This is a genomic window from Kitasatospora sp. NPDC101157 (assembly GCF_044768255.1).
In the GTDB taxonomy this organism is placed as follows: Bacteria; Actinomycetota; Actinomycetes; order Streptomycetales; family Streptomycetaceae; genus Kitasatospora.
Genome location: NZ_JBIWPL010000002.1, coordinates 673,466 through 688,098, shown reverse-complemented (window position 1 = coordinate 688,098; position 14,633 = coordinate 673,466). Strand labels below are relative to the sequence as shown.

Below are 14,633 nucleotides of genomic sequence, written 5' to 3'. Positions count from 1 at the left end.
GCGCTCCCCCGCCGTCGAACGGAGGTCTCCATGAACGCTGCCGAAGGGTTCCCGAGCGGGCTGTTCGCCCAGCACCGGGCCATCGAGGCGCTACTGCGGCAGCTGGACCGCGTCCGGACCCGCGGCGGACTCACCGACGACGAGGACCTGCGGCTGCTGGCCGCGTTGCGCCGACTCCTGCTGCCCCACCTGGCGGCCGAGGAGGAGCACCTCTACCCGCTGGCGCGCCGCTGCCTGCCGGGCGGACGGGCGCTCGCGGACGCCGCCGGACGCACCCACGCCTCGATCCGCCGACTGCTCGACCGGGCGGACGACCACCGGCTGTCGGTCTCCGGCCGGCGCCGCGCCACCACCGTCCTCCTCCTGGTGCTGCGCACCCACCTGCGCGGCGAGGAGGAGCAGCTCTTCCCCGCCCTCCGGGCCCGCGCCCGCCCGGACGAGCTGCGGCGCTGCGAGCGCCGACTGCGCGAGCCCCGGGCGGGTCCGCCGGGCTCGCCCGGTTCGGTGGGCGCGGCGGGCTCGGCGGGATCGGCGGTCTGGGGGCTGCCGCCGGGCGCCGGGGCGATCACCGCTCTGCGCGACCACCTCACCGGGCACGACAGCACCGGGCAGCACTCGCCCTGAACGCGCCACCCCCGCCCGGGCCCCGCCCCTGGCCGGCCGGACCCTGGCGGGACCCACCGATCCGCCGGGCAAGGACCGTTTGCGGCCCCGGACGGCGGCAACCCGCAGGAGTATGGCCTACCCAGGAGAACCCGTACCGACCGTCCCGCAGCCCCGCCCGACCGCCGAGCGCCCGGACCGGACCGGCCCCTGGCTGTTCGTCCGCCCCGAGGCGGAGCCGGCCGGAGGAACGGCCGACGGACCGTCGGGCGCCGTGCTGTTCGGCCGCGACGGCACGCTCCTCCAGGACGTCGCCTGCAACGGCGACCCCGCCATGGTCCATCCGATGGCGGGCGTCCGGGCCGCGCTCGCGGCGCTGCGCGGGGCGGGCTTCGCGGTCGGCGTGCTGAGCAACCAGCCCGGGGTGGCCCGCGGGGTCATCGGACGCGGCCAGGTGGAGGCGGTCCAGGCCCGGGCCGAGGCGCTGCTGGGGCCGATCGACCTGTGGGCGGTGTGTCCGCACGGCTCCCACGACGGCTGTGCCTGCCGCATGCCCGCACCCGGTCTGGTGAGCGCGGCCTGCCGGGCGCTCGACCTGCCGCCCTCCCGCGTCACAGTGATCGGCTGCGACGACACCGTGATCGCCGCCGCGCTCGTGGTCGGCGCCCACGCCATCCGGGTCCCCGACGCGTCCAGGCCGGCGATCGGCCCGTACCAGCCCTGCACACCGACGTTCTGCCCGGCGGCCGACGGACCGGCCGAGGCGGCCTACCTCCTGCTGCAGCACTGACGGCCCGAACTCCGCCGTTCCCCAGGCAACTTCAGGACGTTCCCAGGACCTTACGGCAAGCCGGTCGCGGTGCCGGGCTCGGGCGTGGAGCTGTCCCGGGCGGCCGGTTGCGGCACGCCGGACGGGTTGGCCGGGGCCGCGGTCTGTGCGGACGGCGGTGCGGCCTTCCGGGAGGAGGGCCCGTACGGTGCCGCCTGGTGCGGCACCGTACGGGCCCGCCGGTAACTGCGCCGTGGCACGAGCCGGCCGGTCAGGCGGCGGCCCCGGTGCGGGCGCTCAGGGCGGAGTCGATGCCCCGCAAGAAGTCGTCGAGGTCGTCCGGGTTGCGGGAGGTGAGCAGCCGCCAGCCGTTGGCGTCGTCGGTGACCAGTGACTCGTCGGTCCAGTTGGCGCCGGCGTTGGCGAGGTCGGTGCGCAGGGACGGGTAGGAGGTGAGCCTCTTGCCGTAGGCGACGCCCGCCTCGGCCAGCATCCACGGCCCGTGGCAGATGGCGGCGACGGGCCGGCCGGAGGTGGTGAAGGCGAGCACCAGGGCGACCGCCTCCTGGCGCAGCCGCAGGGTGTCCGCGTTGATCGTGCCGCCGGGGATGAGCAGCAGGTCGTAGTCGGAGGGTTCGATCTCGTCGAGGGTGTGGGTCGGGCGCACGGTCTCGCCCGGGTCCTTGTCGCCGACCAGGGTTCGGATGTCGTCCCGCTTCGGGGCCGCGATGTCGACGTGCACGCCGTTCTCGCGCAGGTGCCGCAGGGGGACGAGGAGTTCGTCCTGTTCGACGCCGTAGTTCGTCACGATCGCCAGGACCTTGCTGGGGTGGGTCATCGCTCCTCCTTGCGAGGGTTGGCGGTGTCGGGCGCGGCGGGCCGCGCCCCCGGATGTCGGCGGCTACCCGGCAACCGCGCGGCCATGCCGGATTGGTGGGTTCCGATCCGGGTAGCCGCGCGGCACCGGCGGGAGGAAGGTACCCGCACCGAACGGTGGAGGCAGTGGTGAGCATCAGACGACGCTCCTGGGCGGTGGCGATGCGCGGGCGCGCCGGCCACTGGCAGGGCGGGCCGGAGGAGGCCGACCGGTCCCCGCTCGACGGTGGCCGGCCGCCGCGTCCCCGCCCTTCGGAGGACCCCGACGCTCCCGCGGCGGGTTTGGAGGAGGACGAGGAACAGCCCGACCACCCGGAGCCCCCGACGACGGACCAGGACACGCCGTGAGGCGCGGGCCGCCGCGCCGTCGCACGATCGGCCAACGCGAGAGCCGCCGGCCCGACAGCCGTCACCGGCTGGTCCCGGGCGCGACCGCGGGATCAGCCGGCGGCTCTTCGGTCCGTCGCGCCGACGGTCAGTCCAGCGGATCCGCGCGGACCGGTCGGCCCAGTGGGAGGGCGGAGGTGATGGTCCGTACCTCGCCGTCGCCGTCGATCTCGGCGCGGACGGCTCCGGACTCGTCCACGTACACCTGGGTGCCCTGGCTCCCCATCGCCCCGGTGGCGGTGAGCACGAGTTCCTGGTCCGGGTCGGTGACGACCAGGCGGTAGTGCTTGGCGGTCCTCATGGTGTGTCACCCTCCGTGGTCGGTCGCGGCCTGGCCGGGCTCACGGCTCGTCGTCGTCCTCCCCGACGGCCGTGTCGGCGCCGTAGCGGGCCTGCCATTCGCGGGCACGGGCGTTGTGCCACTCCACGCCCTGCGCCGCCTGCTGCTCGGACAGACCGCTCATCTGGGCGACCAGGCTCAGCGGGACGGGTTCCTCCTGCTCGGCGAGCGCCCGGCAGACCTTGCCGGCCCACTGTTCCTCGGGGACGAAGGGGCGGTCTCGGTACTGCCCGACCAGCTCGGCGAGGTGCTCCACCGTACAGGCGGTGAGCATCCGTCTGCCGTCCAGCTCGGGATCGGTCGGGTGCAGCGCGGAGGAGTCCGGGACCAGCGCGCTGAGCAGGTCCGCCGCCTCGACGACCCGGCCGCAGTGGTCGCACAGGTCGAACGCTTCCGTGTCGTCGGCGGGCCGGTCGTCCGCCGGGGGTCCGAAGTCCTCCATGCCGCGCGCCTACCCCGCATCGGCCCGGCAAACCGGCCGGTACGGGCGGCGGCGACCGGGTAGACGCGTCACCGGGTCCCGGGCGACCGGGCCGCACACGGCAGGGAGGAAGACCATGAACGGATCGTCACACGAACGGCCGCTGCACGACATGGGCGGCGCCATCGGCCCGGCGGACACCGCGGGGACGGAGTCCGCCGAGGAGCGGCGCGACGGCCCGGAACGCCGTCCGTCGCCGATCGGCAAGGGCGGGACGCCGAACGTGGCCGGGAGCGCCGAACAGCAGCCGGAGATCGCCGAGGGCCCGGTGCCGGGCGTCCAGCCGGACGAGGACTACGCGGGACCGGTGCACCAGCCGCCGACCTCCGTCGATCCGCCGCCCTCGGCCGCGGCGCCCACCGGCACGAGCCGGACCGGCCCGGGGCGGGCCGGGGAGCCGGTGCCGGAGACGGACGAACCGCTGCCGGAGCCCGAGCGGGGCCGCCACGACCCCGGCGCGGAGCCGGAGGACGAGGGCATCCCCGACCTCCAGGACGGCTCCCCCGCCCGCGAGTGGTCGCAGGACCCGCAGATCGCGGCCGTCCCCGGGGACACCCCGGTGGCCGCCGAGTCCTACGGCACGACCGGCGCCGAGCAGGCCGAGGGGGAGTCCCTGGACGACCGGCTCGCCCAGGAGGAGCCGGAGATCGACGAGCGGAGCGCGGTGGCGGACGTGCCGGAGGACGCCGCCGGCCGGCTGGACCTCCCGGACAGCCACACCGACCTGCGGGGCGAGGCCCCCGGCGACACGGCGGGCCTGTCTGCCGAGGAGGAGGCGGTGCGGATCCGCTCCGACGGCGGAGCACCGCAGCCGGAACCGGCCGGACCGGACACCCAGGCAGGACGGACGGAGGACCGCACCGACCGGCCTGGCATCGAGACGCCGGATTCCGTCGAGGGCGCGACCGGCGGCGAGGACGCGGAGGGCGAGCGGCCGACGGAGAGCTGACGCCCCAGGGGCCCCTGGCTCGGGAGGGGCCCCTGGGGCGGGCCCGACGGCTCGGCCACGGGTGCGGCCCCGCTCCCCCGGACATTCCGGGGAGCGGGGCCGCACCGGTGCCTGGGGTCAGCCCGGGCTGATCCGACCCCGCCAGCCGCCCTCCGCCCGGCCGCGCTCCTCCATGAACTCCTTGAAGCGCTTGAGGTCCCCCTTCACCCGCCGGTCCACCACGCCCAGCACGTCGCCGGCCTTCTCGGCCATGCCCTCGGGCCGGAAGTCGATGGCCATGCTGACCCGCGTGTGGAGGTCGTCCAGCCGCTGGAAGGTCACCACGCCCTTCTGGTCCACCTCGCCGTCCACGGTCCGCCAGGCGATCCGCTCGTCGGGCAGCTGGTCGACGATCTCGGTGTCGAACTCCCGGCTGACCCCTCCGATGCTGGTGCGCCAGTGGTTGTGGCGGTCGTCGAGCTGGGTCACCGCGTCGACGCCCTCCATGAATCGGGGGAACTCCTCGAACAGCGTCCACTGGTTGTACGCGGCGTGCAGCGGGACGTCGACGTCCACGGACTCCTTCACCATGCTCATCTGGGGCCTCCTCGTGTCGCCCGGCCGGGTCCCTCCCGGCCGACCGCGCGTGTGCCCGCTGCGGAGCGGTGTAACCATCCCACCGGGCCCGGCCCGGTGGCCGAGCCGGGTGTCCCGGGTTTGCATGGGGTGACCGAGCCCCGAGACCCGGAGGTCGCCGTGTACGAGATGTGGGCCGAACACGACCCGGCGGTGTCGCCGCCCGCCGTGGTGTGGCACGTGGTGGCGAAGGACGACGCGCGGGCGTCACTGTGCGGACGGTTCCTCGAACCGTCCCAGCGGGTGGTTCCGGCAGCGGACGGCACCGGCGGGGAGGTGCCGGACCGGTACTGCGACCCCTGCCTGGTGACCGTCCGTGAGGCGCTCGCGGCTGGCGATCGCTGACCGGGTGCCGAGCGGCCGGGGGCCCGTCAGGCCAGCACGAAGATCATCGCGACCAGCATGACGGAGACCGCCAGCGCCAGCAGCACGATCACGACGGCGGGCCAGGGCCCCCAGGCCCGCCGCACTTCCACGGGCTCCGGGTGGGAGATTCCGGAGATTCCCCCTTCGGCCGGTGGGGTGTCCCCGCCGGGCAGTGCGCCGTGTTCGTCCAGCGCCGGGGTGCGGTCGGGATCGGGATCGGGTGTGGTCATGATGTCGTCCCAGGTGGCAGCGGTTCCGACACCCGGCGGCTGCCCGGGGGCGCGGCGGGGAAACACCGCCGGTCCCGGTGACCCGGATTGGGCGCCGACCGCTACCGGCCGTCCGCCGCGATCCGGCGGACCACGCTCCGCTCGGCGAGTTCGCCGAGTTCGGCCAGCAGTGAGCCGTCGTCGCGGGCGCTGGCCGGTACGCACCACGCCGTCGACGGCCCAGGTCCGGCCCGGGGCCAGCAGGGACCGGGCCCGCGCGACGGCGCGCACCGCGTCCGTCTCGCCGGTGTAGACCGCGATCGTGTAGCAGACGTCGCGCAGTCGCTGCTGGGCGTCGGGAGTGCGCAGCACGAACAGCGCGTCGTACTCGGCGACCAGTCGGGCGAGCGCGGTGACATCCACCATGGGCATGAGAACCTCCGGACGTGTCCGGACAGTATGCAGCCCGTCACGCCGGGGAACCACGTGCTCCGCCCGCGGGTGTCAGCCCGTCAGCACCGTGGCCGGGGCCAGCCTGCCCTCGACCAGGGCGCGGGCCGCGTCCGCCACGGCCTTGCCGCTGCGGCGGGCGTGGGAGCGCAGCACCTCGAAGGCGGTGTCCATGTCCAGCCCGCCGGACTCGGCGAGCACACCCTTCGCCCGCTCGATCGCGGTGCGGTCCGCCAGCGCCGAGCCGATCTCCTCCGCGACGGTCTGCTCGCGCCCGAACCGGCGCTGGAGCAGCGCGATCACGGCGAGGTCCGCGAGCGGCTGGACGACGTCGGGGCCGTCCTGGCCGGGCTCGGCGCCCGTGCGGACGTCGAACACGTTGAGCGTGCCGACGACGTTCCCCTCCAGCCGCAGCGGCACGGCGCGGACCGAGCGGAAGCCGAGTTCGAGCGCCTGGGGGGCGAACCGGGGCCAGCGCTCGCGCGCCCGGTCGAGGTCGTGTTCGACGACCTGTTCGCCGGCGCGGTGGCAGTCCAGGCACGGGCCCTCGCCGATGGCGATCTGCAGGGACTCCAGCCGGCGGACCCGGTCGCTGGAGTAGGCGACGTCGCGCAGTTCGCCGCGGCCGTCCGAGACCACCAGGCCGGCGCCGGCCGCCCCGCTGAGCGCCGTGCAGACCTCGGTGAGGCGGTGCAGGAACTCGACGGTGTCGTATCCCGGTCCGACCAGGGTCCCGGTGAGCCCGGCGAACGCCTCGTTCACGCGGGCTTCGCGCGTCATTGCAGCCTCCGTCTCCCCTGGGGCCAAGGCTACGCCCCGGCCTTGCCCGCGGTCATCCGTCATCGGTCCTCCTCCGTGAACCGCAGCCGCCGTTCCACCACGTCGTGGGCGACCTCGTCGATCTCCCGGCCGTGGGCGAAGGCGTGGGCCCGCAGCAGGTCGAGTGCCTCTCCGGCGGGCACCCGCGCCTGCACCATGATCATCCCTACCGCCTGGTCGACCTCGACACCGTTGAGCGGCGGATCGTCCAGCCACAGCTGGGCGGGCACTTCGTCGGACGGCCCGAGGAAGGAGCCGACGATGGCGAGGGTCACGCTGGTCGCGGCGACCTGGATGTCCGCCGTCTCGTCCGGGCCGGGCACGCCCGGCCCCGAGCGGTAGAGGCTCAGGACGCCGATGCCGGAGGGCCCGAGGTGCAGCGGCGCGGCGTAGACGCTGCGCAGCACGCGGTCGACCGGGGCCGTCGAGGCGAGGTCGACGACCAGCACCGGCCAGCGCACCTCATCGGGCGCCAGGAAGTCGGCCACCACCACCGGCCGACGGCTGCGGAAGGCGTCCACACCGGGGCCCTCGCCCAGGCTGAACTGCCGCTCCTCCATCCGCCGGGCCCGTTCGTCGGTGGCCCACACGCCGCCCCGGTGGCCGGGGTCGGCCATCAGGGTGATGGCGGCGGACTCGACGGCCAGTGCCTCCACGCAGGCGACGCAGAGCCGTTCGGGCAGTGACGGCCGACCCGTGCCGTCGACCGCCTCGGCCATGATCCGCGCGATCCGCGTCAGATCGGCCATGTCCGCCTCGTTTCCTTCCGTCGCGCGCCGCCGTTCGCGCGGTGCCCAAAGTGGTCCGGTGTCCGGTGGCCCCAGCGCGCGGCGGCCGTGATCACCGCAGTATAGGTGCCCCGGGCGGAACCGGCCGGGGCGCACGAGCCTCCGATGGGCCCCGGCGACCGCTGCGCGCCTACCCGTGCCGGGCCACCGCACACCTGCCCCGCCCCGCGTGCTCCGGGAGGTCCCGCCGGCCGGGGCTGGTGTGCCAAATCGTTACTCTCGGCTACGCCACCCCCTCGCGCCGAAAGAATCACCGCAAGCCCGCACGAATCGGAAGTTGCGACGAATCCGCAGGTGGGAGCCGGAGCGGGCGGGCACGAATTCCGGTGGGCGGGCTCCTCGGCGGCCGCTACGATCTTCACTCGTCGTACACCTGTTCACCATGCACACACCGCGCGCCGCCCTGCCGTCGCGCCCAGGGGGAGGACCATCGCATGGGCGCGCCTGAGCGTTCCACTGCCATGAGCACATCAGGCCGGGCCGTCACGGCCGTGGCCCTGCTCGTCGGCTTCTACCTGCTCGCCCTCGGCATCGTCGCGGGCCTGCTGGCCCTCGACGTCGCCCTGTACCAGGAGCTGGGCCACTTCGGCCCGGGGCTGGTCAAGATCTGGGCGCTGAGCGCCGCGATCGGCTACCCGGTGGTCCGGGTGGTGTTCCTGACCCGCCGCCGCAAGGACGACGGAGAGGTGCCCGGCGTGGTCCTCACCCGCGAGCGGCAGCCCGAAGTGTGGGCCGTGGTCGACCGGATCGCCGAGCGGACGGGCGTCCGCGGGCCGGCCGAGATCCGGCTGGTCCCCCAGGTCAACGCGGGGGTGTTCGAGGAGACCAGGCTGCTCGGCCTGATCCCCGGCAAGCGCCACCTCGTCCTCGGCGCCCCGCTGCTGCTGGGCCTCACCGAGGGCGAGCTGGAGTCCGTGCTGGCGCACGAGTTCGGCCACTACAGCAACCGGGACGTCAAGCTGGCCGCCGTCACCGTCGCCGGCCGCCGCGCCCTCCTGCACACCGTCGGGGGGCTGCACCAGCGCGCCGACCAGCACCAGGCCGAGGAGGCCGCCAAGCTCGCCGCCAAGGCCGAGAAGCGGCTCGCCAAGGGCCGCAAGCCGTCGAGCCAGCAGGCCACCGGCGGCGTCGACCGGGCCCTCGCCAAGCTCTTCACGCTCTACGCCAAGCTCTACTTCCGGGTCTCCGAGGCGGTCGGGCGCCGCCAGGAGTACGCGGCCGACCGAGTCGCCGCCCAGCTCGCCGGGCGGGACGCCACCGCCTCGGCCCTGCGCAAGCTGCCGACGCTGGACGCCGCCCAGGACTTCTACCTCAGCCGCTACGCCACCATCGGCTGGGACGCCGGACTGCTCCCGCCGCCCGGCCAGGTCTACGGCGGCCTGCTCCACCTGCTGAGCGACCCAGCGCGCCGGGCGGAGCTCGCCGAGCACGCCCTGGACCTGCCCGAGGAGGACCCCGACCCGTACGACTCGCACCCGCCGATCCGCCTGCGGGTCGCCGCGATCGAGGGCCTGCCCGACGACGGGCGCGGCCCCGGTGCCGCCGGCCCGGCCCTCGCGCTGCTGCGCGACTCCGAGCGGGTGCTCGCAGAGCTGGAGGTCGTCACCCTGGTCCCCGAGGCGGCCGGCAAGCAGCGGATGGAGTGGCCCGAGCTGGTCCGCGCGGCGATGCTGACCCGCGCCCGCGAGGCGTCCGCCCCGGCCCGCGGGGCGCTGGCCGGGCTGGGCCTGCCCGCCTCCGTCCACGGCCTGCTCGACGCCGTCGACGCCGGCCGGGCCTGGGAGTTCACCGACCGGCTGCCGAAGAGCGAGCAGGCCGCCGCCGCGACCGGCCGGGCCGCCCGCGAGTTCGCCCGCCCGATGCTGCGCGAGGAGCTGGCGCACGCGGTCGTCACCGCGCTGGCCGAGGCCGGCCTGGCCGCCTGGGAGCTCTCCTGGTCCGGACCCGCCGAGCTCCGCCTCCCGGAGGGATTCGAGGACGGCTTCGACGCGGCCCTGAACGCCGCCTGCACCGACACCCCGGACACCACGCCGCTGCGCGCGCTGCTCACCGGGGCCGGCCTCCCCGCGCCCGTCTCCCCCGCCGTCTGACGGTCCGGCGGACCGAACCCCACGCCACGGAAGGAACACCCTTGATCGGCATCGTCGTGCTGGCCGTCGTCGGCCTCGTCCTGCTGTTCCCGGTCGTCATGACCCGGCTCGCCAAGCGCAAGCTGGCCCAGCTGGAGCGGGCCAAGGCCACCATCGCCGCCCACGAGGCCCGGCTCGCCGCCGAGGGCCGGGCGAAGAACGCCGTCGTCCCGGCCGAACACGGGCTGGTGCCCGCCGCCGACATGGTCCTGGACGGCGAGACCGACCCCGAGGAGGCCGCGGCACTCGCCGCCGCCAAGGCCGGCGACTGGAGGCCGGCCGCCGCGTACCTCACCGCGGAGGCCACCGCCGACGTGCGCTGGCTGCGGCAGCGCGAGCTGGCCCGGCTCGCCGCCGAGGACGACACCTGGCTGCGCGCCTGGCGCGCGGAGCGGCCGCAGGACCCGACCGCCGCACTGCTGCACGCGGACGCCCTGGTCTACCTGGCCTGGAACATCCGCACCAGTGCCCGCGCCAACCAGGTCAGCCGCGAGCAGTTCGAGGCCTTCCACCGGGTCCTGTCGGAGGCCGAGGAGGCCGCCCTGGCGGCCGTCGCGCTCGCCCCCGACGACGACCCCAACCCGTGGGTCGTCCAGACCTCCATCGCGATGGGCCTCAACTGGTCCAACGACCGCTTCCGCGCGCTCTGGGCCGAACTGATCAAGCGCGACCCCCACCACTGGTCGGCCCACAGCCGGGCGCTGCAGTACTGGTGCGACAAGTGGCACGGCAGCCACGAGCTGATGCACGGCTTCATCGACGAGGCCATCAAGGCCGCCCCGGCCGGCAGCCTGCTCGCCCCGATCAAGCTGGAGGCCTACTTCGAGCAGTTCGGGCAGGACCGGGAGAAGCTCACCGCCTGGAAGCGGCCGGAGGTCGGCGCCGCCCTGGACGCGGCCCTCGCCGACCTCGCGGCCGCCGACGCCGGGCACTCCCGGCTCGACTACGCCCGGGGCTGGCTCGCCTACGCCCTGACCCGGGCCGGACGCCCGACCGAGGCGCTGGAACAGTACCGCGCGCTCGGCAAGGTCATCCCCCAGCCCTTCACCAACTTCAACGACCCCCGGCAGGCGTTCGTCGACCTGCGGATCGCCGCCGTCCAGGGCGCGGTCGCGGAGGCCAAGAAGAAGGCCTGACCCGGCGGCAAGAACCGGTGGCCTCCGCTCCCGCACGGAGTGGGGGCCACCGGTCCTTGCCGCCGGGCGGGTCCTGGGTGTCGGGGCGGGTTTGGCCGGGCCGGGTTCGGCTAGCCGCCCGATATGGACACCACAGCTCTGCACACCCACCGCTGGTCCCGCCTGCTGCGCCGCGCCCTGGAGGCGCCCTCGCACTGGGAGGCGCTGGACACCCCGGCCCAGCCGATCGCCGACGCGTTCCAGTCCCTTCCGCTGGGCCCGTACCGCGACGCCCTGCACGGCGTCTGGCTGGGCCACCCCCTGCACCCGGCACTGGTCCAGCTGCCGATCGGCTGCTGGACGTCGGCGGGACTGCTCGACCTGGCGCCGGGCCGGCGCCGTTCGGCCGACGTCCTGGTGGCGGCGGGCCTGCTGGCCGCCGGGCCCGCCGCGCTGGCGGGCTGGGTGGACTGGGCCCGGCTCGACGCGCCGCGCCGGCGCACCGGGCTGGTGCACGCGCTCGCCAACACCAGCGGGGTGCTGCTGTACACCGGCTCGCTGCTGGCCCGTTGCCGCGGGCACCGCGGGAAGGGCCGGCTGCTGGGCTGGGCCGGGATGACCGCCGTCGCGGCCGGCGGCGTACTCGGCGGACACCTGGCCTACCGGCAGGCCGCCGGGCCCGACCGGGCCGCCGCGGTGCCCCGACTGGCGCCGGCGGACTGGGTCGCGCTGGGCCCGGTCGAGGACTTCCCCGTCGGGCAGCCGGTCCGTCGCCGGGCCGGCGAACTCGCCCTGGTCGTGGTCCGCGACGACGAGCGCTGCCACGTGCTCGCGGAGCGCTGTGCCCACCTCTCCGGGCCGCTCTCGGAGGGCAGCGTCGTCGACGGCTGCCTGCGCTGCCCCTGGCACGGCAGCGAGTTCCGGCTGCGGGACGGCGAGGTGGCCGGCGGCCCCGCCACCGCGCCGCAGCCGGTGCTGGAGACCCGGGTGCTCTCGGGACACCTGGAGGTACGGCTCCCCGGAGCGGGCTGACCGGCCGTCACCGGCCGTTTCCCCCGGGGTGGCGCGGGCAGCCGCGCGGAGAAACGGGCCGGAGGGGAGCAGGGGGTGTCGTCGGGAGGGCCGCAACCCGGGAGGAGTCATGACCGCCGTCATCCCCGATCTCCCGCCCGTCCCGGCGGTGCCGGAACGCCGCACCCGCACCGGGATCCGGGTCGCGGCCGTCCCCGCCGGGAACGTCTACGTCCGCCACCTCGCCGCGCTGACCGCCCAGGACCCGGTGCACCACCTGCCCGACCCGTGCCCGCGCGGCACGCCCCGCAGCCGGTGGGGCTGGTGGCCGCCCGCGATGCTGGACCCGGACTGGGTGCGGCGCCACCACGACGAGTTCGACGTGTTCCACCTGCACCAGGGCTACGAGAACGCCTCCCCCACCCGGATCACCGAACTGGTGTGGCTGCTCCGCCGCCTGGGCAAGCCCCTGGTCTTCACCGTGCACGACCTGGAGAACCCGTACGAGGCCTCGCCCAGCGCTCACCTCGCCCGGCTGGACGTCCTGGTGCCCGCCGCACAGCAGCTGATCACCCTCACCCCCGGCGCCGCCACCGCGATCGCCACCCGGTGGGGGCGCCGCCCGCTGGTGCTGCCGTACCCCCATGTGGTGGAGCCGCACCTGCTGGTCCGGCCCCGTCCGCGGCGGGCTCAGTTCACCATCGGGGTCCACCTGAAGAACCTTCCCGCCAACGTGGCGCCGCTGCCGCTGGTGGAGGTCCTCGCCCGGACCGTCGCCGACCTGCCCGACACCCGGCTGCGGATCGGCCTGCACGCCGACGCCCCGGACGGCCCGGTGCTCCGGCGGGTGACCGCCCTGGCCGACCGGCCGAGGATCGAGGTGCGGCGCCAGCCCTACCGGGACGGCGGCCGCTGGGCGCAGTCCCTGCTCGACCTGGACCTCGCCGTGCTGCCGTACCGCTTCGGCACCCACTCGGGGCGGCTGGAGGCCTGCTACGACCTCGGCACCGCGGTGCTCGCCCCGGGCTGCGGCCACTTCGCCGAGCAGCAGCCCTGCCTGACCTACCGGCTCGACCGCTCCGGCCTGGACACCGACTCGCTCGCCGGGGCCGTGCGCGCCGCCCACGCCGCCCGGACCGTCCGCCGGGCCGACCTCGCCCGCCGCGCGGCCGAACGCCAGTGGCTGGCGATGTGCCACCGCGGCATCTACCGGGCGCTGCTCGCCCGGTCCTGACGGCCGCCCACCCCTTGGAGCACGCGATGACCGTCGACACGATCACCGAGCGGCTGCTCGCCGAGCACGGCCGGACGTACGCCGAGGAGGCCGGCATCACGCTGCGGGACAAGCCCTCGCCGCTGTACCGGCTCCTGGTGATGACCGTGCTGTGCTCGATCCGGATCAGCGCCGCCACCGCCATCGACGCCGCCCGGGAGCTGTCCGCCGCCGGGTACCGCACGCCGCGCGCGATGGCCGACTCGGGCTGGCAGGACCGGGTGGACGCGCTGGGCCGGGCCCACTACGTCCGGTACGACGAGAGCACCGCCACCGCGCTCGGCGAAGGGGCGCAGCTGGTGCTCGACCGCTGGCACGGCGACCTGCGTCGGCTGCGCGACGAGGCCGACGGCGACCCGGGCGCCCTGCGGAAGCTGCTCCAGGAGGTGCCGAGGATCGGCCCGGTCGGCGCCGACATCTTCTGCCGGGAGGTCCAGACGGTGTGGCCGTGGTTGCGCCCGTTCTTCGACGAGCGGGCGTGCGCGGCCGCCGAGGACCTCGGCCTGCCGCACACGCCGCGCGGTCTGGGCGGTCTCGTCCCGCCGGAGGAGCACGCCCGGCTGGCCGCCGCCCTGATCCGGGTCAGCCTGTCGAAGGACGCGCTCGCGGAACTGCGGGCCGCGTGAGCGCGGGCCCGTCCGTCGCCGTCAGGGGGCGGCGAAGCGGTTGACGCCGCTCACCCGGCAGGTGATCTCGCCCTTGACCTCGGTCGCGCCCAGCGCCTTCAGCGTGGCGGACCCGCCCGCGGCGAGGTTGTTGGTGGCGGCGGGGGCTTCGCCGACGCGGGTGCCGGACTTGTCGACGAACTCCACCTGGATGATGTAGTTCGACGTCCTGCTGCTGTGGTTGGTCACCTTGAGGTTGGCGGTCGGCCAGTGGATGGCCGGGTCGACCACGCAGCCCGTGACCTCGACGTCCTTGGCGGCCTCGGCGTCCCCGGCACTGGTGACGGGCGCGGCGGGCGCCGTCCCGGTCGTGACGGTGACGGTCGGGCCCGTGCTGTTGCTGCTCGTGGTGGCGTCGGGGTCGCAGGCGGCCGTGCCGAGGGCGGCGACGGCGGCGGCCAGGACGAGGGTGGTGCGACGCATGGTCCCCCCTGGGACGTGGTGCGGACTGTGCGAGGACCGTATCGGCGTGCGCACCGCGGTGTGCCCGGTGCGGCGATTCCGTGACAACTCCGGGACCTCGCCGGCCAACGGCCCGGCCAACGGCGGGGTCGGGCACACCCGCGTTCCGGCCTGGTCAGAACCCCCGGCGGGGAGGTCGCCGGGCCGCGGCGAGCTTCCGGTCGTGGATGGCGGGCCCGGTCGGGGCCGGGCTCCGGAGGGCCGGCCGGCGGCCCACCCGGTCGGGTGACGCCGGAGCCCTACCCGGGCGATCCCGCACCCGCTGTCCCGCCGGTCCCTGTCCCTCGTCCCCGGTGGGTCCCGTTTCGGGCGGGACGCTGGATCAC

The 14,633-nt window shown here is 75.5% G+C and carries 18 protein-coding genes; 10 read left to right on the top strand and 8 right to left on the bottom strand.

Annotated elements, in window-relative coordinates; genetic code table 11:
• Positions 1-30: 30 nt before the first annotated feature.
• Together ACIRVF_RS06455 and ACIRVF_RS06450 are read left to right on the top strand one after the other, a co-directional pair.
• Positions 31-624: a hemerythrin domain-containing protein gene (locus tag ACIRVF_RS06455; protein WP_402814527.1), complete on the top strand. Its 594-nt coding sequence runs from the start codon at positions 31-33 to the stop codon at positions 622-624.
• Positions 625-736: 112 nt separating this feature from the next.
• A complete protein-coding gene (locus ACIRVF_RS06450; RefSeq protein WP_402814525.1) occupies positions 737-1,393 on the top strand; it encodes an HAD-IIIA family hydrolase in 657 nt (218 codons plus the stop codon).
• Between the two features lie 250 nt (positions 1,394-1,643).
• On the opposite strand, the gene ACIRVF_RS06445 is transcribed toward ACIRVF_RS06450, so the two are convergent.
• The gene (locus ACIRVF_RS06445; protein WP_402814522.1) at positions 1,644-2,210 is read right to left on the bottom strand and encodes a type 1 glutamine amidotransferase domain-containing protein; all 567 of its coding nucleotides are present in this window, start codon (positions 2,208-2,210) and stop codon (positions 1,644-1,646) included.
• Between the two features lie 167 nt (positions 2,211-2,377).
• Here ACIRVF_RS06445 and ACIRVF_RS06440 point away from each other — a divergent pair, with 167 nt between their 5' ends.
• A complete protein-coding gene (locus ACIRVF_RS06440) occupies positions 2,378-2,596 on the top strand; it encodes a hypothetical protein (RefSeq protein WP_402814520.1) in 219 nt (72 codons plus the stop codon).
• 127 nt (positions 2,597-2,723) lie between these two features.
• On the opposite strand, the gene ACIRVF_RS06435 is transcribed toward ACIRVF_RS06440, so the two are convergent.
• Both ACIRVF_RS06435 and ACIRVF_RS06430 read right to left on the bottom strand, forming a co-directional pair.
• Positions 2,724-2,936 (bottom strand): DUF6296 family protein, encoded by a 213-nt coding sequence (locus ACIRVF_RS06435; RefSeq protein WP_402814518.1) that lies wholly within the window; start codon positions 2,934-2,936, stop codon positions 2,724-2,726.
• A 40-nt stretch (positions 2,937-2,976) separates the two neighbouring features.
• On the bottom strand, positions 2,977-3,417 hold the full coding sequence (locus tag ACIRVF_RS06430) for a hypothetical protein (protein WP_402814515.1): 441 nt from the start codon (positions 3,415-3,417) through the stop codon (positions 2,977-2,979).
• Positions 3,418-3,532: 115 nt separating this feature from the next.
• On the opposite strand from ACIRVF_RS06430, the gene ACIRVF_RS06425 reads away from it, so the two are divergent.
• Positions 3,533-4,405, top strand: coding sequence for a hypothetical protein (locus ACIRVF_RS06425; protein ID WP_402814512.1), 873 nt, complete (start codon positions 3,533-3,535; stop codon positions 4,403-4,405).
• 117 nt (positions 4,406-4,522) lie between these two features.
• On the opposite strand, the gene ACIRVF_RS06420 is transcribed toward ACIRVF_RS06425, so the two are convergent.
• Positions 4,523-4,981 (bottom strand): SRPBCC family protein, encoded by a 459-nt coding sequence (locus tag ACIRVF_RS06420; protein ID WP_402814510.1) that lies wholly within the window; start codon positions 4,979-4,981, stop codon positions 4,523-4,525.
• Positions 4,982-5,110: 129 nt separating this feature from the next.
• Between ACIRVF_RS06420 and ACIRVF_RS06415 the strand changes: the two genes are divergently transcribed.
• Entirely contained in the window at positions 5,111-5,365 is a 255-nt protein-coding gene (locus tag ACIRVF_RS06415) for a hypothetical protein (protein WP_402814507.1), read from the top strand.
• 26 nt (positions 5,366-5,391) lie between these two features.
• On the opposite strand, the gene ACIRVF_RS06410 is transcribed toward ACIRVF_RS06415, so the two are convergent.
• The 3 genes from ACIRVF_RS06410 to ACIRVF_RS06400 form a co-directional block, all read right to left on the bottom strand.
• Positions 5,392-6,027 (bottom strand): DUF6480 family protein, encoded by a 636-nt coding sequence (locus ACIRVF_RS06410; RefSeq protein ID WP_402814505.1) that lies wholly within the window; start codon positions 6,025-6,027, stop codon positions 5,392-5,394.
• Positions 6,028-6,099: 72 nt separating this feature from the next.
• Positions 6,100-6,825, bottom strand: a complete 726-nt coding sequence (locus tag ACIRVF_RS06405; RefSeq protein WP_402814502.1) for an ANTAR domain-containing protein — start codon at positions 6,823-6,825, stop codon at positions 6,100-6,102.
• 59 nt (positions 6,826-6,884) lie between these two features.
• Positions 6,885-7,613, bottom strand: coding sequence for a GAF and ANTAR domain-containing protein (locus ACIRVF_RS06400; RefSeq protein ID WP_402814499.1), 729 nt, complete (start codon positions 7,611-7,613; stop codon positions 6,885-6,887).
• Positions 7,614-8,113: 500 nt separating this feature from the next.
• On the opposite strand from ACIRVF_RS06400, the gene ACIRVF_RS06395 reads away from it, so the two are divergent.
• The 5 genes from ACIRVF_RS06395 to ACIRVF_RS06375 all read left to right on the top strand — a co-directional run bounded on the left by ACIRVF_RS06395 (position 8,114) and on the right by ACIRVF_RS06375 (position 13,806).
• Positions 8,114-9,742, top strand: a complete 1,629-nt coding sequence (locus ACIRVF_RS06395) for a M48 family metalloprotease (RefSeq protein WP_402814497.1) — start codon at positions 8,114-8,116, stop codon at positions 9,740-9,742.
• A 41-nt stretch (positions 9,743-9,783) separates the two neighbouring features.
• Positions 9,784-10,917, top strand: coding sequence for a hypothetical protein (locus ACIRVF_RS06390; RefSeq protein WP_402814494.1), 1,134 nt, complete (start codon positions 9,784-9,786; stop codon positions 10,915-10,917).
• Positions 10,918-11,040: 123 nt separating this feature from the next.
• Positions 11,041-11,928 (top strand): Rieske 2Fe-2S domain-containing protein, encoded by an 888-nt coding sequence (locus tag ACIRVF_RS06385; RefSeq protein WP_402814492.1) that lies wholly within the window; start codon positions 11,041-11,043, stop codon positions 11,926-11,928.
• 109 nt (positions 11,929-12,037) lie between these two features.
• Positions 12,038-13,141, top strand: coding sequence for a glycosyltransferase family 1 protein (locus ACIRVF_RS06380; protein WP_402814489.1), 1,104 nt, complete (start codon positions 12,038-12,040; stop codon positions 13,139-13,141).
• A gap of 26 nt (positions 13,142-13,167) precedes the next feature.
• Positions 13,168-13,806, top strand: coding sequence for an endonuclease (locus ACIRVF_RS06375; protein ID WP_402814486.1), 639 nt, complete (start codon positions 13,168-13,170; stop codon positions 13,804-13,806).
• Between the two features lie 21 nt (positions 13,807-13,827).
• Here ACIRVF_RS06375 and ACIRVF_RS06370 read toward each other — a convergent pair whose 3' ends face one another.
• On the bottom strand, positions 13,828-14,268 hold the full coding sequence (locus ACIRVF_RS06370) for an FxLYD domain-containing protein (protein ID WP_402814484.1): 441 nt from the start codon (positions 14,266-14,268) through the stop codon (positions 13,828-13,830).
• Positions 14,269-14,633 lie beyond the last annotated feature (365 nt).